At 72.0% G+C, this 23722-nt stretch carries 24 protein-coding genes; 12 read left to right on the top strand and 12 right to left on the bottom strand.

Annotated elements, in window-relative coordinates:
• Positions 1–319 precede the first annotated feature (319 nt).
• Positions 320–1387 (top strand): histidinol-phosphate transaminase, encoded by a 1068-nt coding sequence (gene hisC / locus ACZ4A5_RS30095; RefSeq protein WP_467591100.1) that lies wholly within the window; start codon positions 320–322, stop codon positions 1385–1387.
• A 178-nt stretch (positions 1388–1565) separates the two neighbouring features.
• A complete protein-coding gene (locus tag ACZ4A5_RS30090) occupies positions 1566–2486 on the top strand; it encodes an alpha/beta fold hydrolase (protein ID WP_467591097.1) in 921 nt (306 codons plus the stop codon).
• Here the strand turns inward: ACZ4A5_RS30090 and ACZ4A5_RS30085 are convergent.
• Entirely contained in the window at positions 2462–2947 is a 486-nt protein-coding gene (locus tag ACZ4A5_RS30085; protein ID WP_467591095.1) for a LuxR C-terminal-related transcriptional regulator, read from the bottom strand. The genes ACZ4A5_RS30090 and ACZ4A5_RS30085 overlap by 25 nt on opposite strands.
• Positions 2948–4268: 1321 nt before the next feature.
• Here ACZ4A5_RS30085 and ACZ4A5_RS30080 point away from each other — a divergent pair.
• On the top strand, positions 4269–7553 hold the full coding sequence (locus tag ACZ4A5_RS30080; protein ID WP_467591092.1) for a tetratricopeptide repeat protein: 3285 nt from the start codon (positions 4269–4271) through the stop codon (positions 7551–7553).
• Positions 7554–7556: 3 nt separating this feature from the next.
• Here the strand turns inward: ACZ4A5_RS30080 and ACZ4A5_RS30075 are convergent, their stop codons facing one another.
• Positions 7557–7850, bottom strand: a complete 294-nt coding sequence (locus ACZ4A5_RS30075) for a hypothetical protein (protein ID WP_467591089.1) — start codon at positions 7848–7850, stop codon at positions 7557–7559.
• A 4-nt stretch (positions 7851–7854) separates the two neighbouring features.
• Positions 7855–8724: a mycothiol conjugate amidase Mca gene (mca, locus tag ACZ4A5_RS30070; protein WP_366005135.1), complete on the bottom strand. Its 870-nt coding sequence runs from the start codon at positions 8722–8724 to the stop codon at positions 7855–7857.
• Positions 8725–8849: 125 nt separating this feature from the next.
• Between mca and ACZ4A5_RS30065 the strand changes: the two genes are divergently transcribed.
• On the top strand, positions 8850–9251 hold the full coding sequence (locus ACZ4A5_RS30065) for a DUF4307 domain-containing protein (protein WP_398874984.1): 402 nt from the start codon (positions 8850–8852) through the stop codon (positions 9249–9251).
• Positions 9252–9519: 268 nt separating this feature from the next.
• Entirely contained in the window at positions 9520–10017 is a 498-nt protein-coding gene (gene greA, locus ACZ4A5_RS30060; RefSeq protein ID WP_116213613.1) for a transcription elongation factor GreA, read from the top strand.
• A gap of 158 nt (positions 10018–10175) precedes the next feature.
• Here greA and ACZ4A5_RS30055 read toward each other — a convergent pair whose 3' ends face one another.
• The 3 genes from ACZ4A5_RS30055 to ilvA form a co-directional block, all read right to left on the bottom strand.
• Positions 10176–11036: an ABC transporter permease gene (locus tag ACZ4A5_RS30055; RefSeq protein WP_467591085.1), complete on the bottom strand. Its 861-nt coding sequence runs from the start codon at positions 11034–11036 to the stop codon at positions 10176–10178.
• A complete protein-coding gene (locus ACZ4A5_RS30050) occupies positions 11033–12010 on the bottom strand; it encodes an ATP-binding cassette domain-containing protein (protein WP_467591083.1) in 978 nt (325 codons plus the stop codon). Before ACZ4A5_RS30050 ends, ACZ4A5_RS30055 begins: the two co-directional genes overlap by 4 nt.
• Before the next feature lie 86 nt (positions 12011–12096).
• Complete coding sequence (gene ilvA / locus ACZ4A5_RS30045) at positions 12097–13317, bottom strand: threonine ammonia-lyase (RefSeq protein WP_467591103.1); 1221 nt, start codon at positions 13315–13317, stop codon at positions 12097–12099.
• 298 nt (positions 13318–13615) lie between these two features.
• Between ilvA and ACZ4A5_RS30040 the strand changes: the two genes are divergently transcribed.
• The 3 genes from ACZ4A5_RS30040 to ACZ4A5_RS30030 all read left to right on the top strand — a co-directional run bounded on the left by ACZ4A5_RS30040 (position 13616) and on the right by ACZ4A5_RS30030 (position 14928).
• Positions 13616–14107 (top strand): MarR family winged helix-turn-helix transcriptional regulator, encoded by a 492-nt coding sequence (locus ACZ4A5_RS30040; protein WP_398874977.1) that lies wholly within the window; start codon positions 13616–13618, stop codon positions 14105–14107.
• A gap of 114 nt (positions 14108–14221) precedes the next feature.
• Positions 14222–14683 (top strand): sigma factor-like helix-turn-helix DNA-binding protein, encoded by a 462-nt coding sequence (locus ACZ4A5_RS30035; protein WP_467591080.1) that lies wholly within the window; start codon positions 14222–14224, stop codon positions 14681–14683.
• Positions 14680–14928 (top strand): hypothetical protein, encoded by a 249-nt coding sequence (locus ACZ4A5_RS30030; protein ID WP_467591077.1) that lies wholly within the window; start codon positions 14680–14682, stop codon positions 14926–14928. Before ACZ4A5_RS30035 ends, ACZ4A5_RS30030 begins: the two co-directional genes overlap by 4 nt.
• A 72-nt stretch (positions 14929–15000) precedes the next feature.
• Here ACZ4A5_RS30030 and ACZ4A5_RS30025 read toward each other — a convergent pair whose 3' ends face one another.
• Entirely contained in the window at positions 15001–16146 is a 1146-nt protein-coding gene (locus ACZ4A5_RS30025) for a cystathionine gamma-synthase (RefSeq protein WP_467591074.1), read from the bottom strand.
• A 154-nt stretch (positions 16147–16300) separates the two neighbouring features.
• Here ACZ4A5_RS30025 and ACZ4A5_RS30020 point away from each other — a divergent pair, with 154 nt between their 5' ends.
• Both ACZ4A5_RS30020 and msrA read left to right on the top strand, forming a co-directional pair.
• Positions 16301–17386 carry a hypothetical protein gene (locus ACZ4A5_RS30020; RefSeq protein WP_467591071.1) on the top strand — a complete coding sequence of 362 codons (1086 nt, stop codon included), beginning with the start codon at positions 16301–16303 and terminating at the stop codon, positions 17384–17386.
• A gap of 67 nt (positions 17387–17453) precedes the next feature.
• Entirely contained in the window at positions 17454–18113 is a 660-nt protein-coding gene (gene msrA, locus ACZ4A5_RS30015) for a peptide-methionine (S)-S-oxide reductase MsrA (RefSeq protein ID WP_467591068.1), read from the top strand.
• Between the two features lie 135 nt (positions 18114–18248).
• Here the strand turns inward: msrA and ACZ4A5_RS30010 are convergent, their stop codons facing one another.
• Together ACZ4A5_RS30010 and ACZ4A5_RS30005 are read right to left on the bottom strand one after the other, a co-directional pair.
• Positions 18249–18422 carry a hypothetical protein gene (locus ACZ4A5_RS30010; RefSeq protein ID WP_467591065.1) on the bottom strand — a complete coding sequence of 58 codons (174 nt, stop codon included), beginning with the start codon at positions 18420–18422 and terminating at the stop codon, positions 18249–18251.
• Positions 18423–18430: 8 nt separating this feature from the next.
• A complete protein-coding gene (locus ACZ4A5_RS30005; RefSeq protein ID WP_467591063.1) occupies positions 18431–18613 on the bottom strand; it encodes an antitoxin in 183 nt (60 codons plus the stop codon).
• Positions 18614–18852: 239 nt separating this feature from the next.
• Between ACZ4A5_RS30005 and ACZ4A5_RS30000 the strand changes: the two genes are divergently transcribed.
• Both ACZ4A5_RS30000 and ACZ4A5_RS29995 read left to right on the top strand, forming a co-directional pair.
• A complete protein-coding gene (locus ACZ4A5_RS30000; protein ID WP_467591060.1) occupies positions 18853–19488 on the top strand; it encodes an ATP-dependent Clp protease proteolytic subunit in 636 nt (211 codons plus the stop codon).
• Between the two features lies 1 nt (position 19489).
• Entirely contained in the window at positions 19490–20092 is a 603-nt protein-coding gene (locus ACZ4A5_RS29995) for a ClpP family protease (RefSeq protein WP_467591057.1), read from the top strand.
• Between the two features lie 49 nt (positions 20093–20141).
• Here the strand turns inward: ACZ4A5_RS29995 and ACZ4A5_RS29990 are convergent, their stop codons facing one another.
• From ACZ4A5_RS29990 to ACZ4A5_RS29980, 3 genes are all read right to left on the bottom strand, one after another.
• Positions 20142–20555 carry a helix-turn-helix domain-containing protein gene (locus ACZ4A5_RS29990; protein ID WP_467591054.1) on the bottom strand — a complete coding sequence of 138 codons (414 nt, stop codon included), beginning with the start codon at positions 20553–20555 and terminating at the stop codon, positions 20142–20144.
• 598 nt (positions 20556–21153) lie between these two features.
• Entirely contained in the window at positions 21154–22407 is a 1254-nt protein-coding gene (locus ACZ4A5_RS29985; protein ID WP_467591051.1) for a DUF2786 domain-containing protein, read from the bottom strand.
• Positions 22408–22511: 104 nt separating this feature from the next.
• Positions 22512–23516 (bottom strand): GNAT family N-acetyltransferase, encoded by a 1005-nt coding sequence (locus ACZ4A5_RS29980; protein WP_467591048.1) that lies wholly within the window; start codon positions 23514–23516, stop codon positions 22512–22514.
• Positions 23517–23722: the final 206 nt, after the last annotated feature.

Genomic DNA, 23722 nt, shown 5'->3' with positions numbered 1-23722 from the left:
GTGTTGTTGTTCCCTCGGGGGGGGGGGAGAAACCCCCCCCCCCCCCCCCCCCCCCCCCCCCCCCCCCCCTCTTCCCCCCCCCCCCCCCCCCCCCCCCCCCCCCCCCCCCGGGCCCGGCAGGTGAGCGAGACGCGCCGCCGGCCATGGCAGAAGTGCCGGCGCGCGGGCCGGGTCTCCGGCCCGCGCGCCTGGCCGCGGCACACGGCTCCCGGAGCCGGGCCCCGGAGTCCCGGAGTCCGGAACTCCCGGCCTCCCGGCCTCCCGGATCAACGACGTATCCGCACGACCGTCCGCTTCCCCCGTTCAGGGAGTTCTCCCCATGCCCTCTGCATCTGTCCCCCGGCTGCGCGCCGACGTCTCCGGGCTGCCTCGCTATGTCCCGGGCCGGGCCGCGCCCAGCGACCAGGTGGACAAGTTGTCGTCGAACGAGAACCCCTACCCCCCGCTGCCGTCGGTCGTCGCCTCGATGCGCGAGGAGCTGGAGCGCGTCAACCGCTACCCCGACGCGAAGAGCAGCGAACTGGTCGCGGAGCTGTCCGCGGCCCTCGCGGTGCCCGCGGAGCACCTCGTGCCCGGCACCGGATCGCTCGGCCTCATCAAGGACTTGCTGTGCGCCGCGGCCGGCGAAGGCGACGAAGTGCTGTTCGCCTGGCGCTCCTTCGAGGCGTACCCGATGCTCGTCTGGGCCACCGGGGCCACCCCGGTCCAGATTCCGCTGCGTGACGAGCGGCACGACCTGGAGGCCATGGCCGACGCGGTGACCGACCGCACCCGCATGGTCATCGTGTGCAACCCCAACAACCCGACCGGCACGGCCGTGCGCCGCGATGAGCTCGAGCGCTTCCTCGACCGGGTGCCGGACGACGTGCTGGTGGTGCTCGACGAGGCGTACCGCGAGTTCGTCGACGACACCGACGTACCCGACGGCATCGAGCTCTACCGCGACCGTCCCAACGTCGCCGTGCTGCGCACCTTCTCCAAGGCGTACGGGCTGGCACGCGTGCGCGTCGGCTACGCGATCGCGCATCCGCCGGTCGCCGCCGCGCTGCGCGCCTGCACCGTGCCGTTCGGCGTCAGCGGTCTCGCCCAGGCCGCCGCGCGGGCCTCGCTGAAGGCGGAACCCGAACTGCTGGACCGCGTCCGGACCCTGGTGGCCGAGCGCGCTCGGGTCACCGACGCTCTGCGGGCCGCGGGCTGGAGCGTCCCCGACAGCCAGGCCAACTTCGTCTGGGTGCGCCTCGGTTCGCACACGACGGCGTTCACCGACGCGTGCGCGGCGGAGGGAGTCATGGTGCGCCCCTTCGGCGACGAGGGGGTGCGGATCACCATCGGCACTCCCGAGCAGAACGACCGCCTGCTGAAGATCGCGGGCGACTGGCGGATGTGAGGCCCCGGCCGCCGATCCCGCGCGGCAGCCCTCGCCCGGAAGAACACCGGAAGAACATCCGCAGAACACAGCAGAAGATCGATAACACCCATGTCGCGCGCCTGTTCGGGCTACGATGAAGAGGACTCATGACACCGCGCGCCGCCCGCCTTCCCGTGTGCCCGTTCGAAGGACGTCGATGACCGAACACGACCGACCGGTCCCGGCCTTCGCCCGCGCCCAGGACGGCACGGCCCTGGCGTACCAGCACCGCGGGGAGGGGCCGCCGCTGGTGCTGCTCGCCGGGCAGGCGAACGACCACCACTGGTGGGACGACGTGCGCGAGGACTTCCACACCGTGCGCTCCACCGTCACCCTGGACCCACGCGGCACGGGCGACAGCGACAAGCCCGAAGGTCCTTACTCGGTGCAGCAGTTCGCGGACGACGTCGTCGCGGTCCTGGACGCGCTCGGTATCGCGCGCGCCGATGTGTACGGCACCTCGATGGGCGGGCGGGTCGCGCAGTGGCTCGCGATCCGCCACCCGCGGCGGGTCCGCCGGCTGGTCCTGGGCTGCACCTCCCCCGGCGGTCCGCACGCCGTGGAACGCGACGCGTCGGTGCGCCGGTCCCTCGCACAGCCGGATCCGGAGGCCGTACGCCGCGTGCTGGCCGATCTGATGTACTCCCCCGCCTGGCGGGCCGCGCACCCCGGCCCCTACCGCACTCTCGGCGACCCGCGGATGCCCGCCCACGCGCGCCGCGGCCACCTCATCGCCAGCAACGAGCACGACGCGTGGAGCGAACTGCCGGGCATCACGGCTCCCACCCTGATCCTCCACGGCGACCAGGACCGGCTCACCCCGCCGGACAACCTCCCGCTGCTCGCCTCCCGCATCCCCGGCGCCCGCACACATCTCTTCCCGGGCGCCCGGCACGCCTACTTCGAGGAATGCCGGGACGAGGCGGGCAAGCTGGTGCGGGAATTCCTCGTCGAGGAGGAAAGCTCGCGGGCGATACGACACGACCACGGGACAGCGGGCGCACCGACCGGCAGCGGAGATCCTCTCGGAGAAGAAGTGCGGTGGCGAACCGCTCAGGAAGCGAGGCCAACGTATTGAGCGTAGAGCGCGGCCTGAGTGCGGTGGGCGGCGCCGATCTTCAAGTAGATGCTGCTGAGATGGTTCTTCACGGTCTTCTCCGAGATGTCGAGTCTTCGGGCTATGACCCGATTGCTCAACCCCCGCGACAGCAGCCGGAGTACGCTCCGCTCGCGCGTGGTGAGGGCGGGGCCCGTCGGTGACGAGCCCTCCTCGGGGCCGGGATCACAGGCCGGAGCGGACACCGAGGTGAGCGGGGCCGCTTTCCCGGGGTCGGCCAGGCCGGCGTGTTGGGCGTAGAGCGCGGCCTGAGTGCGATCGGTGGCACCGATCTTCAAGTAGATGCTGCTGAGGTGGTTCTTCACGGTCTTCTCCGAGATGTCCAGCCGTCGAGCGATGAGCCGGTTGCTCAACCCCCCGGCCAGCAGGCCGAGCACATCCAACTCCCGGCCGGTGAGTTTTATGGCCAGCGCTTCTTCCATGCTGTCCTGTCTCCTCTTTCCCTCTCTCAAAGAGCCTGAGAAAAACATCCAAGGGTTTTCATTCACGCGGCATCCCGGAGCTGAGCGGTGAGCGCCGGCGGGTCACCCGACGGGCGGCGGTCACGACAGGCGGGCCCGACGTCTCGCCCGGTCCTGCCGTGCGGACCGGCACGACATCGGAAGGGGTGCGGAGAGACGGAGACTGCCGTGAACCGGGCAAGGGGGCGAAGGCCCTGGAGGGTGGCGGCCACGACGTTCTTCCGCCGGTCACAGGGGACAGCGGCCAGGGCGGCGGCCTCTCTTCTGGCCTCCCCCGGTCAGGCCGCGTCCCGGCATTGACCGAGCTATAACCCTGCCGGTGTATCGACTTTCACTGCTGGATCAATGACCCCCGAATGGGGAGTGTCGCCGAATAAAAGGCGTCCAGCGAATCCATGGAAAATACACATAGGCAGGACGTCAATGCAATCTCCCCCCCGTGCTAACGCACCAAATTATTCGCAGGTGAAAATGGCAACACCGTGAAGAATCGGTGCGCGACCGCAGAACAGCGCTTCAGGGTCAGGCGAAGAAGCCCCCCTTGACGCGCTCGAGACGCATACTGAAACCACCCGAGTCCGCTTCAGGCTACACGCTGGTGCAATCGGTTGACCAGCACTCTTTACCAAAACTCGACGTTCGCTCAACGGAGCTGACGCTCCGTCACGGATCACAGGCCGGGCGGAATGGCTGATTCCGTAGCGTGATCGGCCGGGGATCTCGTGCGGGGTCGACCGGGCTCCGGTGTCGGTCAGCCGTTGGTTTTTACGGGAATCCGGTGATCCAGTTGCGATCGCGACCGAGCCTCGGCGCGGGCGGCGAATGTGCGCCCGTGGGCGCGTGCGACCTTGAGGGCGCCGCGGAACGCTCATCGGAAAGGACCGCATCCGGAAAGCGGTTCGTCGGTTCGCCGTGATGAGGCATCCGGAGCCTCAGTGATCACGTGGCGTACTTGATCACGCGGGGCACTTGATCACGCGGCGCACCCAAAGTCTCACCGGCACCCGGCACTTCGGGGCATCTCAACACGTGGGGAAGCACCGGAGCCGCCGCCCAGGCCCGCGAGCGGCCTGATCGATGACGTGTTGATCGCGCGGCCTCAGCCTCGCACGGTTCCCGCCCGGCCGACATAGGTCCTAGGTCCCGGCGCCCCGGCGTGCGCGGCGTGCTGCCAGGACCCGATGACGAGTTATCCACAGGGCTGCCGGAAATCTCGCGAAGACGGAAGACTTGAGCCACGGAGCACTTGAGCACAGAGCGATCGCTGGTGGAGGGGGAAACCATGGCGGAAGCGCGGGCCGTGCTGAAAGACAGTCACCGTACGGAAGTCGAGGTCCTGCTGGGGCGGATGGTGGAGGAGGAGGTCCGCCACTCCGGCGGGGCCACCGACGGCGCGGCGCTGCTGCGTCGCGCGCGCATGGAGCTCGACGCCATAGCGGCCAAGGCCACCGAGGAGTACGAAGCGTATGTGCGCGCGCTCGACGAGGAGGCCGCGGCCCGGCGGCCGTTGACGGCCGGTCTCACGCGTCCGGCGCTGGCCACCCCCGCGCTGGTCACGGGGGTGGCCGCGGTCGCGGCGGCGGTCGCCGACCTCGGCTACGGCACATCGTCGGGCACGGCGCTGGGCGCGGGCGTCACGGTGGCGGTGGCGGGCTCGGCGACCACGGTCCTCAAGCTGACCGCCGGGCACTGGCCGGCCGCGCACCAGCGGGCCGGTCTGCGGGGGCAGCCGGGCGGGGCACAGCAGTTGAGGCTGGCGTGGCTGACTGCGGTCGAGGTGCGCGGGGTGCGGCCGTTCCTGGACCAGCAGCGGATGCTCTCGGCGGCGACGCGCGCGGGCGGCGGCGGGAGGGCGACGGAGCGGCCCGGCGCGGCCGGCAAGGGCCGGGGTCCGGCGCTGCGCGGCGCGAACCGCAGCGCGGACGCCCGGCGGCGCAGCGTGCTGGAGCACTCCTTCGACCACATCCCGGAAGCGGTGGGCCCGTTCGCGGGCCGGCGTGACCACCTCGCCCGGATCGCCCAGTGGGTGCACCAGGCGCGGGCGAGCACGGAGACCAAGCCGACGGTGGTGGTGCTGCACGGGCCGCCGGGCTCGGGGCGCTCCACGCTCGCGATCCGCGCCGCGCACCATCTGCGCGATCAGTTCCGCGGGGCGTGCGTGGTGGATCTGCGCGGCGAGTCCGAGGAGCCGCCGCTGCCGACGCGGGACGCGCTGCTGCACCTGCTCAACCGGCTCGGCGCGCCCCGGGACCAGCTGCTCTTCCGCGAGCGGTCCTCCCACGAGCAGCAGCTCAAGCGGCTCTCGGAGCTCTATCACCAGCACCTGACGGGGCTGCCGGTGACGGTGGTGCTGGACGACGCCTCCGACGCGGAGCAGGTCCGCACCCTGGTCCCGCAGCGGTCCGAGAGCCTGGTCCTGGTCACGGCACGGGCCCCGCTGGCCCTGCCGCCCGGCCTGGACGCGTGGGTGCACGAGCTGCCGGTCGGCCCGCTGGACGAGGCGGGCGCGGAGGAGCTGCTGCGGGCGGCGTCCGAGGGGCCGCAGGCCGGTCCGTACGACGAGAAGGGCCTGGCGCAGGTGCGCGAGCTGTGCGGCGGGCTGCCGCTGGCGCTGCGGGTGGCCGGTTCCGCGCTGGGCGGGCGCGCCCCGCACCTGCTGGCCGCGGAGCTCGCGGCGTCCGGGCAGGACGACCCGGTGGAGCGCGTGCTGTGGCTGCGCTATATCGACCAGAGCGACAGCGCCCGGGAGTTGCTGCGCCGGATGGCGCTGGCGGGCCGGGCTTCGCTGGGCGCGGCCGCGGCGGCGGCGCTGCTGGCGCAGGACGAGCGGGAGGCGGGGCGCGAGCTGGCGGCCCTGGCCCGCGCGGGCCTGATCGAGCAGGTCCGCGCCGGCCGGTATCGGATGCACGACCTGGTGCGGTCCTTCGCGCACACGCGGCTGCACGAGGAGGAGGGGCCGGCCGAGCTGAGCGCGGCGCAGGAGCGGCTGATCCGCAGCTATGCCGAGCTGGCGGATTCCGTGATCCGGATGGTCGACGGCAAGACCTCCACGCGGGCCGACATGTTCGTCAAGGGCGCGGCCGGCGGGCACGGCTTCACCTCGCTGGACGCGGCGCTGCGCTGGCTGGACGACGAGTCGAGCTTCATCACGGCGGCCCTGCGGCACACCGAGGGCGTCGACCAGGCGGCGGTGCTGCACCTGCTGGGCGCCCTGTGCGACTACTGCCTGCTGCGCGGCGACCTCTATCGCCTCGGTGAGCTGAGCGAGCTGACCCAGGAGGCCGACCGGGGCCTGCTGGTCCGCTCGGTGCAGTGGCGCACGGGCATCGCGGCCCGGCAGCTGGGCGAGCTGGACACCTCGCGTACGACGCTCTCGTCCGTCGTGGATCTGTATTTCGACGCCCAGCACACGGCGGGCGCCGCGCGGGCCCTGCGCGATCTGGGCGTCACGCTCCAGCACCAGGGCCAGCTGCGGGAGGCGACGGAGAAGCTGCGGGAGGCGCTCGCCCTCCAGGGTGGCCGGGAGCTGAGCGGCGACCGGGCGTGGACGCTGCACGCGCTGGCCGCCGTGGAGCGCGACCGCGGGGGGATAGAGCGGGCGCTGGAGCTGCTGACGGAGTCGCTGGAGCTGCACCGGGAGAGCGAGAGCCTGCACGGGCAGGCGTGGGCGCACTTCCAGCTGGGTCAGGTGCGGCTGCGGATGGGCCAGGTCGAGCGGGCCGAGGCCGACTTCCGCGAGGCCCAGGAGCTCTACGGCCGCACGCAGGACGGCCGCGGTGAGGCGTGGGCGCTGACCCAGCTGGCGCGGGCCCGGCTGGTGGCCGGCGACCCGGGCGCGGCGGTGGCGCAGCTGGACCGCGCGGCGACGCGGCACCGGGAGAACGAGGACGCCCGCGGCGAAGCCTGGTCGCTGTACTACCTGGGGCTGGCGCTGGAGGAGAGCGGTGACCGGGCGGCGGCCCTGCGCGCGCTGGAGCGGGCGCGCACCATGTTCAACCGGATGAGGGACGCCTATGGCCTGGCCTGTGCCCGGCACCACGCGGCGCGGTTGACCCGTGACCAGCGGGCGGCCCAGACGGGCAATCTGCGCAACAGCGGCTTCGCCCGGCAGCTCTTCCAGGACGCGCGGGCGGACTTCCAGCGGCTGGGCGTGCCGCACGGGGAGGCGTGGTCGTGCGTGGAGCTGGCCGTGGTCGACGCGGGCAACGGCCGCGCCGAGGCCGCGCTGGAGCTGGTGGCGGAGGCGGAGCGGCTGTTCTCGGGCTACGGCGACCGGCGGGGCGCGGCCTGGGCCCGGTTCCTGCGGTGCACGCTGCTGCCCTTCGCCTCGCCGGGCGGCTCGGTGGTGGGCGCGGCGGTGGCGCAGGAGGAGTTGGAGGTGCTGCGGCGGGAGCTGCGCGCCGCGGACTGGGTGACGGACCCGGCGCTGGAGGACTGCGCGGAGGCGTACGCCCTGCTGCTGGAGCGCGGTGTCGAGCCGGAAGCGGGATGGCAGGCATGGCGGCTCGGCATGGTGCCGGGCCGCCGTGCCCGGGAGGTCATGGCGGTGCTGTCCCGTGACAGCTGACCGTCAGCTCTCGGTGGCGTCGCCGCCCTTGCCGCCGCTCTTGCCGCCACCGCGGGCCGCCGGGGCCGAGGCGGGGGCCGGGGCCGCGGCCATCGCGGTCGCGCCCTCCGGGATCTCCTCGAAGGCGACCTTCTTCATGTGCTTGTTCATGCTCTTCATCAGCATCCACACGGCGGCGCCGAGGAGAGCGAAGACGATGAAGCCGAGCACGCCCGGGGTGACCTTGTTCTTGTCAAGATCATCAGCGGCGAGCGGCACGAAGTGGGTGGCGGCGAGGGAGACAGTCGCGCTCATCATGGGGTCAATTGTTGCGGATGCCCGCGAAGAGGTCGTCCTCGGGGAGGGATGTTCCGACGAGAGACTTCGCGAGCTCGTATTCCTCGGTGGGCCAGACCTCCCGCTGGAGGTCCAGCGGCACCCGGAACCAGCCGCCGTCGGGGTCGATCTGCGTGGCGTGCGCGATCAGCGCCTTGTCGCGGATCTCGAAGAAGTCACCGCAGGGCACATAGGTGGTCAGGGTCCGCTCGCGGCCCATCTTGTGCCACCGCTCCAGCCACTCCCCGTACGGGGACTCCATGCCCCGCGCCAGCAGCGCCTCGTGGAGGGCGAGGGTGCGCGGCCGGTTGAAGCCCTGGTTGTAGTAGAGCTTCAGCGGCTGCCAGGGCTCGCCGGCCTCGGGGTAGCGCTCGGGGTCGCCCGCCGCCTCGAAGGCCACCATCGAGATCTTGTGGGTCATGATGTGGTCGGGGTGCGGATAGCCGCCGTTCTCGTCGTACGTGGTGATCACGTGCGGGCGGAACTCACGGATCAGCTTCACGAGCGCGCCGGCCGCCTCGTCGACATCCTGGAGCGCGAAGCAGCCCTCGGGCAGCGGGGGCAGCGGGTCGCCCTCGGGCAGCCCGGAGTCCACGAAGCCCAGCCACTCCTGCTTCACGCCGAGGATGTCGCGCGCCTCGTCCATCTCCTTGGCGCGCACCTCGTGGATGTGCTCCTCGATATAGGGGTCCCCCTGGAGCTTGGGGTTGAGGATGGAGCCGCGCTCACCACCCGTGCAGGTCGCGACCAGCACGTCCACCCCCTCGGACACGTACTTGGCCATCGTGGCCGCGCCCTTGCTCGACTCGTCGTCGGGGTGGGCGTGCACGGCCATCAGTCGCAGCTGCTCAGTCAAGGCTTGATCCTCAGTCACTGGTCATGGCCCGTCTTATCGGTGTTTCGGGGCGCCTCCTATAGTGACCGAAGAGGGAGACGTTTCATTCCGGTCGACGGAGCCGGTCCCCGGGCAGGAGGAAGACCATGGCTGCGGCGCGCGAGGGCCTCCCCGATGGCCGTTACGGCCGGTCGGCCGACCGGCGTGCGGACCGCCAGCTCAAGATCGTCGGCACGGTGCTCGGCGTGGCGCTGGCCGGGCTGCTCATCTGGTTCGGTGTGCATTACGTCACCAAGACGGACGTCTCCGCGCAGCTGATCCGCTCCAAGCCGATGTCGGACACCACCGTGCAGGCGGTGCTGGAGGTCCGTAAGGGCAAGAACGACGTGGGCGTGTGCACCCTGCGTTCGCTGGGCAGCGACGGCTCCGAGGTCGGCCGGATGGATGTCCGGATGGACCGCAAGGAGGAGCACTTCACCGAGCGGGTCACGATGCGGACCACCCAGCACGCGGCCGCGACCGAGCTCGAGGGCTGCACGGCCAAGTAGCGCCGCGGCCGGCCGCCCCGGGGCCGGTCGGCTCGCGTCTTGGGACCGGGACACGGCCTCCGGCCGCCGATGGCCGGACGTCACCGCTCTGACCTGCGTTGACGCGTTTCTTGCGCGGTTCCTCCCCGCAGCTTCTTCCCCCTTTCCCGACCTAATTGTTAGGCTCGTGGTTTCGCCCACCTTTGAAGGTGCACCCTTCTGAGTAGGGCGTTCATTTGTATCCCCGATGTATCCCCAAGTTTTTCCCCAGTACCGACGAGGAGCACCTGTGACCCAGACCAGCGACAACGTCACCTGGCTGACTCAGGAGGCGTACGACCAGCTCAAGGCCGAGCTGGAGTACCTGTCTGGTCCCGCTCGCACCGAGATCGCGATGAAGATCGCGGCGGCCCGCGAGGAGGGTGACCTGCGAGAGAACGGCGGTTACCACGCGGCCAAGGAGGAGCAGGGCAAGCAGGAGCTCCGTGTCCGCCAGCTCACCCAGCTGCTGGAGAACGCCAAGGTCGGCGAGGCGCCCGCCGCGGACGGCATGGTCGCCCCCGGCATGGTCGTCACCATCGCCTTCGACGGCGACCCGGACGACACGCTGGACTTCCTGCTGGCCTCCCGGGAGTACGCGAGCTCGGACATCGAGACCTACTCCCCGCAGTCCCCGCTGGGCACCGGCGTGAACGGCAAGAAGATCGGCGCCGACGCGGAGTACGAGCTGCCCAACGGCCGCAAGGCCAAGGTCCGCATCCTGGACGCCAAGCCGTACCAGGGCTGAGCCCGCCCGAAGAGCCCCGGATCCTCGGATCCGGGGCTCTTCGGCGTTTCACGCCCACGAGCACGTCCCACGGCCACGAGCCGCTCGATCCGTGCCTTCAGGCGGACGGAACCCGGGCCGTGCCCTCAGGGCCGGCAGGCCCCCCGCCGGGCAGGACCTCAGCCCGTCGCCGAGCGGTACTTCCGCACCGACAGCGTCCGGAAGACCACGATGATCACCACCGACCAGATCAGCGAGGCCCACACCGGGTGCTGCATCGGCCACGCGGCCGGCACCGGATAGCCGTCCGGCAGATTGCCGAAGAGCTGCCTGGCCGCCTGCACGGTCGCGCTGAAGGGGTTCCACTCGGCGATGGTGCGCAGCACGGTCGGCATGTTGTCGGACGGCACGAACGCGTTCGAGATGAAGGTCAGCGGGAAGAGCCAGATCAGCCCGCCCGAGGTGGCCGCCTCCGGGGTGCGCACGGACAGCCCGATCAGGGCGCCGATCCAGGAGAAGGCGTACCCGAGCAGGAGCAGCAGGGCGAAGCCCGCCACCGCCTCGGGAATGCCCGCGTGCGTCCGCCATCCCACGATCACCGCGACGATCGCCAGCACCACCAGCGTCAGCGCGGTCTGCACCAGATCGGCGAGCGTGCGGCCGGTGAGGACGGCCCCGCGCGCCATGGGCAGGGAGCGGAAGCGGTCGATGAGGCCCTTGTGCATGTCGTCGGCGATGCCCGCGCCCGCGCCCGCCGTGGCGAAGGTGACGGTCTGGGCGAAGATGCCCGCCATCAGGAACTGGCGGTAGGCCGAGGGGTCGGTGTTGCCGCCCACGGCGATCGAGCCGCCGAAGACGTAGCTGAACAGCACGACGAACATGATCGGCTGGATCAGCCCGAAGATGACCACTTCCGGGATCCGCGCCATGCGGATCAGATTGCGCCTGGCGACGACCAGGGAGTCGCGCACGGACTGGCCGACGCCCCCGAGCGCCCCGGGGGTCACGGTCCTGGCAGCGGCGCCGCTGAGGGTGCTCACGAGGCCGCCTCCTTCCTGTCCTGCTCCTCCTCGGACACGGCGGCGTGCCCGGTGAGCGAGATGAAGACGTCGTCCAGCGTCGGACGGCGCAGCGCGATGTCGTCGATCTCGATGCCCCGGCCGTCGAGCTCTCTGATGACCTCGGCGAGCAGCTTCGCGCCGCCGGAGACCGGGACGGTGACCTTGCGGGTGTGTGCCTCGATCTTGGCGGCGCCCTTGCCGAAGCCGCGCAGCACCTCGTCGGCGACGCCGATGTGCTCGGGCGCGTGCACGACGACCTCGACGCGCTCGCCGCCCGTGCGGGCCTTGAGCTCGTCGGAGGTGCCGCGCGCGATGACCCGGCCGTGGTCGACCACCGCGATGTCGTGCGCGAGGTGGTCGGCCTCCTCCAGATACTGCGTGGTGAGCAGCAGCGTCGTGCCCCCGGCGACGAGCTCCTGGATGACCTCCCACAGCTGCTGCCGGTTGCGCGGGTCGAGGCCGGTGGTCGGCTCGTCCATGAACATCACGGGCGGGCTGACCACCAGGGCCGCGGCGAGGTCGAGACGGCGGCGCATGCCACCGGAATACGTCTTGGCGATACGGTCGGCGGCATCACCGAGATGGAAGCGCTCCAGCAATTCACCAGCACGCGCTTTCGCATCACGGGCGCTCATCTGATAGAGCTGGCCCACCATCCGCAAATTCTCACGGCCCGTCAGATATTCGTCGACAGCGGCGAATTGACCGGATAGCCCGATGGCGCGGCGGACCTCGTTGGGTTTCTTCAGTACGTCGATGCCCGCCACCACAGCCGTTCCCCGGTCCGGCTTGATGAGGGTGGTGAGCACGCGTACGGCGGTGGTCTTGCCGGCGCCGTTGGGGCCGAGCAGTCCTAGAACGGTTCCTTCCGGTACGTCGAGATCGACGCCGTCCAGAGCCCTGACATCGCCGAAAGTCTTGACCAGGCCTTCGGCAAAAATAGCGCCTGGCATGGAGGTTCTCCCCGTTTGGATGACGTATTACGCGATTTTACGTTCGCGGTAGTCATTCCGCCCTGTGAATGAACCTCCTCACCGGATCAATCCATGACCAGATATCCCGCGTCCCGCAAGGCAGCTGCCACCTCGGAACAGTGCTCCGGCCCCTTGGTCTCCAAATGCAACTCCACTTCCGCCTCGGTGAGCCCCAGTCGCGGATCGGTCCGCACATGGCTCACGTCGAGGACGTTGGCGTCGACCTCCGAGAGCACCTCCAGGAGCGCGGCCAGCGCGCCGGGCCGGTCCGTCAGCCGCAGCCGCAGCGACAGATAGCGGCCCGCGGCCGCCATGCCGTGCCGCAGGATGCGCTGCATCAGCAGCGGGTCCACATTGCCGCCGGAGAGCACCGCGACCACCGGCCCCTCGAACGAGCCGGGATCCGACAGCAGCGCCGCCACCGGGCTCGCCCCGGCCGGCTCCACCACCAGCTTCGCCCGCTCCAGGCAGAGCAGCAGCGCGCTGGACAGCTCGTCCTCGGAGACCGTACGGACCTCGTCCACCAGCTCCTGGACGATCCGGAACGGCACCTCGCCGGGGCGGCCCACCTTGATGCCGTCCGCCATCGTCACCGGCGCCTCGACGGAGACCGGGCGGCCTTCGGCCAGCGAGGGCGGGTAGGCGGCGGCGCCCGCGGCCTGCACGCCCACGATCCGTACGTCGGGCCGCAGCGCCTTCACCGCCACCGCGATGCCCGCGGCCAGCCCGCCGCCGCCGATGCCCACCACGATCGTGCGGACCTCGGGGCACTGCTCCAGGATCTCCAGGCCCACCGTGCCCTGGCCCGCGATGACGTCCGGGTGGTCGAAGGGGTGGATGAAGACCGCGCCGGTCGCCCGCGCGTAGTCCTGCGCCGCCCGCATCGTCTCGTCGACGATCTGCCCGTACAGCCGCACCTCCGCGCCGTACTCCCGGGTCGCCGCGACCTTCGGCAGGGGCGCGCCCTCTGGCATGAACACCGTGGAGCGCACGCCCAGGAGCGCGGCGGCCAGGGCCACGCCCTGCGCGTGGTTGCCCGCGCTGGCGGCCACCACGCCCGCCGCGCGCTCCTGTTCGGAGAGCCCCGCGATACGCGCGTACGCGCCGCGCACCTTGAAGGAGCCGGTCCGCTGGAGGTTCTCGCACTTCAGGTGGACCGGCGCCCCGACCAGCCCGGACAGGAAACGACTGCCCTCCAGCACGGTCGTCCGGGCCACCCCGGAGAGCATCTTCTGGGCGTCGCGCACCTCGTCGAGCGTGACCATGGGCAGGGACGTGCCGGACATCGGCGGAAGCGCCCCCGGCAGGGCGGATACGTCGGACCTGGGGGACGCCGCGCGGCCGTCCTCGTCACCAACTCGTGCAGCCATGCCGCCCAGTCTCGCAGCTCGCACCTGTGACGACCGCCGCAGGAGGGATACAGCGCGACATACCGGCACGGCGTACGGCGAGGCGTACGGGACCACGCAAGCGCCGCATACCGAGCGGTTTGCCAAGGCCCCGTACGGGCGCCCTTCCGGCCGCGTACTCTGTCCCCCAATCCTCAGCGATTCCCTGCCCGCCGCACGAAGTGAGCCCCAGGCCATGCCCACCCCTTCGGACATGACGACCGACCTCGCCCCAGGCGTCCTCGACGCCCTCCAGCACCAGGTGGCCGTCTTCGCCCGCCGCGCCGAACAGACCCGGCTCGGCGGTGTAGGCCAGGTCCGCAACTCCATGGACCGCGCCGCCTATCTGCTGCTCAACCGCCTCGACCAGGAAGGCCCGATGGGCGTCAAGGCGCTCGCCGCGGGCATGGGCATCGACTCCTCGACCGTCACCCGCCAGGTGGCGCCGCTGGTCGACACCGGCCTCGTCAAGCGCACTTCGCACCCCGAGGACGGCCGCGCCGTCGTCCTCCAGCTGTCCCCGCGCGGCAAGGCACGCCTCGACGAGGTACGGGCCTCCCGGCGCGAGCTGATGGCACTCATCACGCAGACCTGGACAGAGGACGAGCGGGACACCTTCTGCGACCTGCTCACCCGCTTCAACTCCGCCCTCTCCGACGCCCTCCTGCCGGTCGCGCCCACCTCTTGACGGCCTCTTGACCGGACGCCGCCGGCTGCCCTCTCCTGGTGCGTACGGAGCTGGCGCGCACGGACCCCGTGCGTGCGGACTCCGTGCACGCGGACAGGAGCGCGCGGAGGCGCGGTGCGAGAGCGACAGGCGGCCCGGGAACGCCGTCGCGCCCGGGAGTTCGAGGCGTTCGTCGGGGGCGCGGGCGGCAGACTGCTGCGTACCGCCGTACTGCTCACCGGGGAGAACACCTCCGGCGCGGGCCCGCACGAGGCCGCCGAGCGGCTGCTGACGGCCGCCCTGGCCGACACGTACGCCTGCTGGGACCGGCTGCGCGGCGCGGACCCCTACGAGCACGCCCGGCAGGAACTCGCGGCCCGCTTCGCGCGCTCCGCCCGGCGCTACCGCCGCACCCACGGCACCCTGGAACGGCTCGCTCCACGGGAACGGCTCGTGCTCGTGCTGCGCCTCCACGAGGGCATCGCCGAGGAACAGGTCGCGGCCTGTCTCGGCCTGCCCACAGAGCGCGTACGCGTGCTGTGCACGCGCGCGGTGGCCCTCCTGCGCAGCCGCCCTACGCCGTCGGGTGTGCCGTGAGCCCGCGCGACCGTAAAGAGGACGAGATACGCCGGATGCTGGAACGCCCGCATCCGGCCGTCCCGCCCGGCCTCGCCCTGCGGGCCGCCGAGCGGGGCCGCCGCCTGCTGCGCAGACGGCGGGTGCTCCGGGCCGTGGCCTGGGGTGTGCTGCTGATGGCGCTGGTGGCCTTCTGCGCGTGGGCGGCGACGCGGCCGTGGGCCGCGCCGCCGGCGGACGTGGCGCCGCCGCTGCGCGGCTGGTAGGCGCCCTCAAGCGCGGTACGGACCGCGCGCCCGCCGGCCTTCGAGGACACCGCCGCGGCCGGGAACCCGATGTCAGCCGAGCGCCCGCGCCAGGTCCGCCAGCAGGTCGTCCGCCGACTCGATGCCGACCGACAGGCGCACGAGGTCCGCCGGGACCTCCAGCGGGGAACCGGCCGTGGACGCGTGCGTCATCCGGCCCGGGTGCTCGATCAGCGACTCCACGCCGCCCAGGGACTCACCGAGGGTGAACAGCCGGGCGCGGTTGCAGACCTCGACCGCCGCCTCCTCGCCGCCCGCGACGCGGAAGGAGACCATGCCGCCGAAGGCGCGCATCTGCTTGGCCGCGACCTCGTGCAGCGCGTGCTCCGGCAGGCCCGGGTAGAAGACCTGGGTCACCTTCGGGTGGGACACCAGCATCTCGGCCACGCGCTCGGCGTTGGCGCTGTGCCGGTCCATGCGGACGGCGAGCGTCTTGATGCCGCGCAGCGTCAGCCAGGAGTCGAACGGGCCCGCCACGGCACCCATCGCGTTCTGGTGGTACGCGAGCTCGTCGGCCAGGGTGGCGTCCGACGTGACGAGCGCGCCGCCGACGACGTCGGAGTGGCCGCCCACGTACTTCGTGGTGGAGTGGACGACGACGTCGGCGCCCAGCGCCAGCGGCTGCTGGAGGTAGGGGCTGGCGAAGGTGTTGTCGACGACCAGCTTCGCACCGGCCTCGTGGGCGACGCCCGCGACGGCGGCGATGTCGGTGATGCCGAGCAGCGGGTTGGACGGCGTCTCGACCCACACGGCCTTCGTGCGCGGCGTGATCGCGGCCCGCACCGCCGCCGGGTCGGAGGTGTTGGCCACCGACCACTCGACGCCCCAGCGGCTGACGACCTTCGCGAAGAGCCGGAACGTTCCGCCGTAGGCGTCGTCCGGGATGACGACGTGGTCGCCGGGCGACAGCAGCGTACGCAGCAGGCAGTCCTCGGCGGCCAGGCCGGACGCGAAAGCGAGACCGCGGCGGCCGCCCTCCAGCGCCGCCAGGTTCTCCTCCAGCGCGGTGCGGGTGGGGTTGGCACTCCGGCTGTACTCGTAGCCATTGCGCAGGCCACCGACGCCGTCCTGCTTGTAGGTGGAGACTTGGTAGATGGGCGGGACCACGGCCCCGGTCAGCGGATCCGCCTCCTGACCTGCGTGGATGGCGAGGGTTTCAAAAGAGTGCTGGTCGCTCATTGCACCGAGGGTAGTACCCCGTTCACCTGAACACTCCTGTCATTTGTAACCGGAGGATGAACGATCCGCGGGGCTGCGGCGTTGTCACTCATAGAGTGGCTGTCCGCGGCCCCGCCCCCTCTTCCGTTTCTGCCCCGTTCTGTCAGGAAAGCCCATGGAGTATCTGTTCATCCTGTTCGCCGTCGTCGTGATCTGCGGCGTCCTGGTCGCCCCCGCGCTCCGCCGCAGGCGCGCCGGGCAGGACGTGCTCCAAGGGCACGAGGCGGCCGTCGACCCCGCCGGGGCGTACGGCTTCGTCCCCGCCGAGCAGCTGGACGTACGGCTGCCGGGGCCCGACCCGCAGCTGCTGGCGGCCGTCGAGGAGGCGCGCCGCACGCAGGACTGGAAGCCCGCCGCCGATCTGCTGGCCCGCACGGACGCCACCACCGACCCCGAGCTGCGCTGGCAGCGCGTGCAGACGCTGGCGGGCGCGGCCGCCCAGGAGCTGGCGGAGGCGCCCGGCACCGGCGGGATGTGGCTGCGGCACTGGCGCGTCGTGGCCCCGAAGGACGCGGGCGGCGCGGCGGTGCAGGCGGAGTTCCTGGTCCAGCAGGCGATGCGCGACCCGTCCTCGCAGGACTACCGGATGATCCTGGAGGAGGCCCGCGCGGTGTGCGGGGATGCCGCCCTGCTGGCCCCGGGCGACCCCGTGCCGTACATCGTGCAGCTGGGCGTCGCGCGGGGGCTCCGCGCGAGCGAAGCGGAATTCCAGTCCGTCTGGGAGACGGTCGTCAGCCGGGCGCCACACCACATGGGCGCGCATCTGGCCGCCCTGCGCTACTGGAGCGCGAAGTGGCACGGCTCGCGGGAGCAGGCCGACGCCTTCGCCCGGCGCGCCGCCGCGTCGGCCCCGGCGGGCAGCCTGCTGCCGGCCCTCCCGCTCTTCGCCGTCCACGACCACCTGCCGGACATGCTCTCCCGCGAGGCGTTCCAGGGTGTCGTGGTCTCCGAGGCGGTCGAAGGCGCCCTGTTCGCGGTCGCGGGCGCCCCCGCCGACCACCCCGTGCTGCCGCACGTGCGCCACCTGCTGGCGTGGTTCCTGATCCGCGCGGAGCGCTACGGCCAGGCGATGGAGCAGCTGCGCGCGGTCGACGGGCACATCGGGGCGGTGCCGTGGTCGTACGAGGCGGACCCGGTCGCGGCGTACGCGACGTACCGGGCGCTCGCCGTCGCGGGCTGGGAGCGCTCCGGCCGGAGCTGACCACCGGGAATCGGCCTCCGCTCTCGTACGTTGTAGGGAGGACGCCACCTCCCTTGGAGCCGCCGCCATGCTGTTCTCGCGCCACGAAACCCGCCTGCCGACCCCGGACGAGGCCCTCAAGGGCCGCCCGGAACCGGAATTCACGCTCCCCGAGCGCCACACGGTCCTGGGCAATCCCCTCGCCGGCCCCTACCCCGAGGGCCTGGTCGTGGCCGACTTCGCCCTGGGCTGCTTCTGGGGCGCCGAGCGCAAGTTCTGGCAGACGCCGGGCGTGTGGACGACGCTGGCCGGCTATCAGGGCGGCCACACCCCCAACCCGGCCTACGAGGAGGTCTGCAGCGGCCTCACCGGCCACACGGAGGCCGTGCGCGTCGTCTTCGACCCGTCCGCCGTCTCCTACGAGTCCCTCCTGAAGCTCTTCTGGGAGTCCCACGACCCCACCCAGGGCTTCCGCCAGGGCAACGACAGGGGCACGCAGTACCGCTCGGCGATCTACACCCACTCCCCCGCCCAGCAATCGGCGGCGGAATCGTCCCGCGAGGCGTACCAGTCCGTCCTCCAGCGCTCGGGATACGGCACGATCACGACGGAAATCCTGCCCGCGGGGCCGTTCTACGCGGCGGAGCCGTATCACCAGCAATATCTCGACAAGAACCCCGCGGGGTATTGCGGGATCGGGGGCACCGGAGTCTCCTGCCCGATCGGTGTCGCGAAGGCGGACGGCTGAGGCTGCGCCGGGGATATATCGGCTGCCCTTTAGCCGAACCTGCTTTACCTGCTTTCAGCGGGGAAAAGGGTTACGCGACTTCGCGCCGGAGTGCCACCCCGCGATGCGGGATGGCACTCCCAACTGCTGTGGGACTCAGGCGTCGTAGTCCTGGTCGAAGCGGTCCTGCGCTTCCTGGTCCGCACGCCGGGTCTCGTCCTGGGCTTGCTCGGTGCGCTTCGAAGGCTGGCTCTGTGTGCCGCGCTTCGCCTGCCCGGCCTGCTTCCCGAGTTCCTGGGCCTTGTCGTCGAATGCGTCTTTGATGCCCATGGCGCGCCCTACTGGAGAGGCCCGTCGTCGCGCCCCAGCTGGTCCTTGAGCTTGTCCTGGGCGGTGTCGACCTGACCGCTGTACTTGCCCTGGCTCTTCTCGTCGACGAAATCACCGGCCTTGTCGATGCCTTTCCCGGCCTGGTCCTCGTGGCCCTTCAGCATCTGCTTGAGCTTGTCCATCACGCTCATGGCGGTCTCCCTGCCTGCGATCGGGTGAGCCTCGTTCCTCCCCAGGAAAGCCGTCCGGCACGGGCCGCACCCGCTCAGATACTCCGAACGGGTGAACCGGCTGCACCGGTGTCCGCGCGCCCCAGCACTCTGCCCACGGCAGATCTGCCCCTGGCAGAGAAGGCTGTTGTGGGGGTGGGGGCGAGGTGAGAGTGAAGGGGCGCGGCAATGGAAGTCGCGTTCTTCACCGGGAGGTACGCATGTCCATGCTCATCACCGCTCCACGGGGTGCCGAGGGGGACACCCCCTCGTCGCGGTTCGACGATCATCTCTCCGCCCAGCTCCTCTCGCAGCGCATCGTCTTCCTCGGCACCCAGGTGGACGAGGTCTCCGCGAACCGCGTCTGCGCGCAATTGCTCCTGCTCTCCGCCGAGGACCCGCGGACCGACATCAGTCTTTACATCAACAGCCCCGGCGGATCCGTCTCGGCCGGGCTCGCGATCTACGACACGATGCGGCTGATCCCCAATGACGTCTCCACACTCGCCATGGGATTCGCCGCGAGCATGGGTCAATTCCTGCTCACCGTAGGGACGTCGGGAAAGCGCTTCGCCCTGCCGAACGCGCGCATCATGATGCACCAGCCGTCCGCGGGCATCGGCGGTACCACCGCCGACATCGCGATCCAGGCGGAGAACCTGGAGTTCACGAAGCGGGCCATCGAGCGGATCACCGCGGAGCACACCGGGCAGAGCGAGGAGACGATCTCCCGCGACGGCGACCGGGACCGCTGGTTCACGGCCGAACAGGCCAAGGAATACGGCATGGTGGACCACGTCGTCGAATCGCTCGACGACGTCCGCCCGGCCGCCTCGCGTCGACGGATGGGGATCTGAGATGGGGCAGTACACGATTCCGACCGTCGTCGAGCGCACCTCGGCGGGCGAGCGGGCGTACGACATCTACAGCAGGCTGCTGTCCGAGCGGATCATCTTCCTCGGGACGGAGATCGACGACGGCGTCGCGAACGTCGTCATCGCCCAGCTGCTCCACCTCGAATCGTCGAGCCCGGACGCCGAGATCGGGATCTATCTCAACTCGCCCGGCGGATCGTTCACCTCGCTCATGGCGATCTACGACACGATGACGTTCGTCAGCTCGCCGATCTCCACGTTCTGCGTCGGACAGGCGGTCTCGACCGCGGCCGTGCTGCTCGCCGGGGGCGACCCGGGGCGGCGGTTCATCCTGGAGCACTCCCGGGTCCTGCTGGGCCAGCCGGCGAGCGGCGGGCAGCAGGGGACGGTCTCCGACCTCGCCCTCCAGGCCAAGGAGATGCTGCGGGTCCGCTCGCAGGTCGAGGAGGTCCTCTCCCGGCACACGCACCACGACGTGGCGACCCTGCGCGCGGACATGGACCGCGACAAGGTCTTCACGGCGCACGAGGCGGTGGCGTACGGGCTGGCCGACCAGGTGCTCAGCCGGCGGACACCGGCCGCCTGACCCACCGCGGGCTCCGGCGGCCGTCGTTCAGCGGGGGTACGGCCGCCGGTCACGCCGCGAGGCGCACCTCGCCCTGCCGGTACGCCGTGGGGGCGGCGGTACGCCGGTGGGTCCGCCCGGTCAGTGAGGTCACCGTGGCCCCGCGTCCGGCCGGCGCGGTGCGGGCGAGCTCGCCCTGGACCAGGGCGAGAAGATCGGTCAGGCCCAGACCGAGCGCGCGGGCCGCGGCCGCGAGCATCTCGGACGACGCTTCCTTGCGGCCGCGTTCGAGCTCGGAGAGATACGGCATCGAGATCCGGGCGGCTTCGGCGACGTCCTTCAACGTGCGCTCCTGCGCTTGGCGTTCGCGGCGCAGGACCTCTCCTACGACGTGCCGCCAGAGTGGCTCTTTGGCCCCGGCGTCCGGGGCGTCCTCGGTGGGGCGCAGCGGGACGATTCGGGGCTGGTTCGGGGCTTGGGTCACGTCTTCAGGGTAGGAGGGGTGGTCGGCTTCGGGGGCCCAACCGGGTTCCGCCGGGGGCGAAATCGGGGGTCTCGGCTCTTCGGGGTGCGGGGTGTTGGCCCCTGCGGCGGGCTTTCCTCCACCCCCCGCCCCTTCCCGGCCGCGTCTGATGTGCGGCTCCGCCGCGTGGGGGCGCGGGCGCCGGCCCCTCGGCTGCGGTTCGTTGGCCTGCGGCGCTTTTTCCCCTACCCGCCCCTTCCCGAAACTGGGGCGCTGCCCCAGACCCCGAGCTGCGGGCCGGTTCGCCGCCTGCGGCGGGAGCGGCCTGCGGCCGCGTCCTCAATCTCCCCCAGCTACCGCTGGGAGGTGCCCCCAACGGGCTGAGTTGTTGCCCGGAACGGACCCTGAACGTCCCCTCCGGCGGGAGGGGGTGGGGCTGGAGGGTGGGGTTCTGGAACGCGGTGCGAATTCGGGGCACTCAATACGCGAAAAGGGCACCCGCGCCGCGTTCCAGGTCCTCAGCCCGGAAGACCCACCCCCGGCACCCACCACACACCCAAGCCCGGCCGGCGATTGAGGCCACCCGAACCGCAACCACACACAACCCGCAGCCCCCCAACTACCCCAACCGAGCCCCCTCCGCCGCCTCCTCCCCCCGCGCCCACCCCTCCGCATCCCGCCCCTTCAACCGATGCGCCGTCGTCGTCGGGAACAACCGCTCCGCCGTCTCACCGACCGCCACCTCGCGGGCCGCGAGCACGGGGAGCACCTCGGCCTCGGGCGCGGACGTCTCCTCCGTGTGGGCAGCGGCCGTCAGGCGGTCGCGGATCCGGGACGCGTAGGCGATGAGGAAGGACTGCCGGAAGTCGCGCGTGCGGCGGGAGCGGCCGCGGGCGTGGTGGGCGTCGCCCGCGCGGGCCATCGCGGTGGTGGCCTGCACGAGCAGGGAGGTGTACATCAGCTCCACCAGCTCCAGGTCCGCCTCGAAGCCGACGACGGTCGAGAAGTCGTGGTCGCTGGACCAGACCGACCGGCAGTGGTTGGCGGCGGCCACGGCGTCGAGGAGGAGCGCCTTGGCGGATTCGTAGGGGCCCTCGACGCCGATCCGGCAGGCGGCGGGGCCGTCCACGGGCCCGGCGGCGTGGGCGGCGAGCAGGGCCTCGTCCATGGAGTGCCGCGCCATGAGCTGCTGGGCCTTCGCCGACAGGGCCTCGGCCTCCTCGGCGAACTCCGTGGACTCCGCCTTCGCCAGCAGCGCCCGGATCCGGGCGAGCATGCGCGGCGGGGCCGCGGTGGCGCCCGCGGGCCGGTGTCCGGTGCCCGGCAGCGGGCCGGCCGCCCCGATCCGGGGCAGCCCGGCGGCCAGCCGCAGCGCGCCGAGCGCGCAGGCGACCGTCTCGAAGCGGCTCAGCCGCTCGCGCGCCGCGAAGCCGTCGAGGAAGGCGTCGTCGGCCTCCCACCAGACCCGCGCGTCGAGGTCCCGCAGCTGTGCCGCCCAGCGCGCGCCGAGGGTGTCGGGGGTGTAGCGCCGGGCCTCCGCCGCGATGGCGTCGACGGTGAAGCGCACCTCCGCGGCGGTCAGCTCGCGCCTGGCGAGCCGGACCACGTCGGCGGGCTGCCAGCCGCCCTCCCAGGCCCGGCGCAGCGTCCGGGCGGCCGCGCGCAGCAGGGCGCGGCTGACGGCCGCGGGACCGGACGGGGAGGCGGCGAGGGCGGACGCGGCGGCATAGACGGCGTCGTCGAGGTCGTCCTCCCGCAGCCCGCGCAGGCCGGCCAGCGCCCTCTCGACGGTGGCGAGCAGTTCGTCGTCGCCGGGCGACTGCCGGGGGTGGCCTCCGGGGCGTCCCTGCTGCCGGTCGCTTCGCTTGGCCACGGGTCTCACTTCCAGGAAAACGGGACAGGGCGCGTCAACGTCCGTACGCCCCATTCTCCCGGAAGAGGGACCGCGCTCTCCGGAAGGAGGACCGCGGCCGGACATCACCCGGACGGGAGCCGCGCCTGGAACAGCCCGACCGACCGCTCGGGCCGGTAGCCGAGGAGCTTGTCGACGGCGCGCATCGGGCCGTTGTCGTCGGCGACGGTCGTGGCGATCTCCCGTACGGGCAGCCCCTGCTCGCGCAGCAGGCCCAGCAGCAGCCGTTTGACGGCGAGCCCGAGCCCGCGGCCGCGGTGTGCGGGGGCGACGCCGGTCGCGAACTGGATGGCCCGTACGTCGTCCGGGGAGCGCTGGATCACCTCCGTGTAGGCGGCGTGGCCGCCGTCCGGAGCGACCACGACGACGGTGAGCATCCGCCCGCCGCGCTCGACGACGGCCCGCTGCGCGTGGGTGACGCGCTCCGCGGTCGCCCGGGGCGGGCCGAGCTCCAGGTCGCCGTGCGGGGCGTCCCGCACGGCCCCGTGGACGACGGCGAGCCGCTCGGCGTGCTCGGCGGGGACGACGCCGGTCCACTCGGCGAAGCGGTAGCCGTCGGGGAGGCTCGGCTCGGTGGTCTCGTCGGCCACGCGCTGGACGTAACAGACCATCGGCAGCGCGCTGTCGAAACCGCACGCCTTGGCGAACTGTTCGCCCGGACCGCCGATTTCGACCGGCACGGTCGCCGATGTCCGGCCCTCGTCGGTGACCGCCTTCCGCAGTTCCTGCCACAGCCGGGTGCCGATGCCGCGGCGGCGCTGGTCGGGGCAGACGGCGAAGTCGCCTATGCAGGCGGTCGAAAGGTTCTCCTCGTCGTCGAACAACCGCACCCAGCCGACGCCCGCGTACGCGGGCCGGTCGTGGGGACCAGGGAGCGGCACGGCCACCTTGACGTAGTGGCTCAGCATGGCGGGCACCTGGAGGTGCCCGGCGGTCTCGGCGCGGCCGGGCGGGGGCACGGTGGGGGGCATGTCGTGGAGGTGCGCGGTTCTGACGACGTCGTACCAGGCGTCCGTCTCGGCGGCGGTGGGGCGCGGATCCAGTCGCACCACGGTCAGTTCATCGCTCATCCGGGGGACGGTACGTGCGCGAAGTGCGGGCTGTCGCCGGGATTTTTCCCCGGCCTCAAACGCCGGACGGGGGGGGGGGGGGGGGGGGGGGGGGAGCGCCCCCCCCCCCCCCCCCCCCCCCCCCCCCCACCAAAAAGGCACGGCGCCACCCCGCCCCCCGACGCGCAGAACAAAAACCCCCCCCCTCTCCCCCCCCCCCCCCCCCC

Source organism: Streptomyces sp. NPDC025618, from assembly GCF_055558795.1.
The sequence above is the reverse complement of the archived record's forward strand: the minus strand, read 5'-3'. Positions and strand labels throughout refer to the sequence as shown.

Coding starts and splice junctions, on each gene's coding strand:
- hisC (WP_467591100.1), top strand. CDS start 320: ATGCCCTCTGCATCTGTCCCCCGGCTGCGCGCCGACGTCTCCGGGCTG.
- ACZ4A5_RS30090 (WP_467591097.1), top strand. CDS start 1,566: ATGACCGAACACGACCGACCGGTCCCGGCCTTCGCCCGCGCCCAGGAC.
- ACZ4A5_RS30085 (WP_467591095.1), bottom strand. CDS start 2,947: ATGGAAGAAGCGCTGGCCATAAAACTCACCGGCCGGGAGTTGGATGTG.
- ACZ4A5_RS30080 (WP_467591092.1), top strand. CDS start 4,269: ATGGCGGAAGCGCGGGCCGTGCTGAAAGACAGTCACCGTACGGAAGTC.
- ACZ4A5_RS30075 (WP_467591089.1), bottom strand. CDS start 7,850: ATGATGAGCGCGACTGTCTCCCTCGCCGCCACCCACTTCGTGCCGCTC.
- ACZ4A5_RS30065 (WP_398874984.1), top strand. CDS start 8,850: ATGGCTGCGGCGCGCGAGGGCCTCCCCGATGGCCGTTACGGCCGGTCG.
- ACZ4A5_RS30050 (WP_467591083.1), bottom strand. CDS start 12,010: ATGCCAGGCGCTATTTTTGCCGAAGGCCTGGTCAAGACTTTCGGCGAT.
- ilvA (WP_467591103.1), bottom strand. CDS start 13,317: ATGTCCGGCACGTCCCTGCCCATGGTCACGCTCGACGAGGTGCGCGAC.
- ACZ4A5_RS30040 (WP_398874977.1), top strand. CDS start 13,616: ATGCCCACCCCTTCGGACATGACGACCGACCTCGCCCCAGGCGTCCTC.
- ACZ4A5_RS30025 (WP_467591074.1), bottom strand. CDS start 16,146: ATGAGCGACCAGCACTCTTTTGAAACCCTCGCCATCCACGCAGGTCAG.
- ACZ4A5_RS30020 (WP_467591071.1), top strand. CDS start 16,301: ATGGAGTATCTGTTCATCCTGTTCGCCGTCGTCGTGATCTGCGGCGTC.
- msrA (WP_467591068.1), top strand. CDS start 17,454: ATGCTGTTCTCGCGCCACGAAACCCGCCTGCCGACCCCGGACGAGGCC.
- ACZ4A5_RS30010 (WP_467591065.1), bottom strand. CDS start 18,422: ATGGGCATCAAAGACGCATTCGACGACAAGGCCCAGGAACTCGGGAAG.
- ACZ4A5_RS30005 (WP_467591063.1), bottom strand. CDS start 18,613: ATGAGCGTGATGGACAAGCTCAAGCAGATGCTGAAGGGCCACGAGGAC.
- ACZ4A5_RS30000 (WP_467591060.1), top strand. CDS start 18,853: ATGTCCATGCTCATCACCGCTCCACGGGGTGCCGAGGGGGACACCCCC.
- ACZ4A5_RS29995 (WP_467591057.1), top strand. CDS start 19,490: ATGGGGCAGTACACGATTCCGACCGTCGTCGAGCGCACCTCGGCGGGC.
- ACZ4A5_RS29980 (WP_467591048.1), bottom strand. CDS start 23,516: ATGAGCGATGAACTGACCGTGGTGCGACTGGATCCGCGCCCCACCGCC.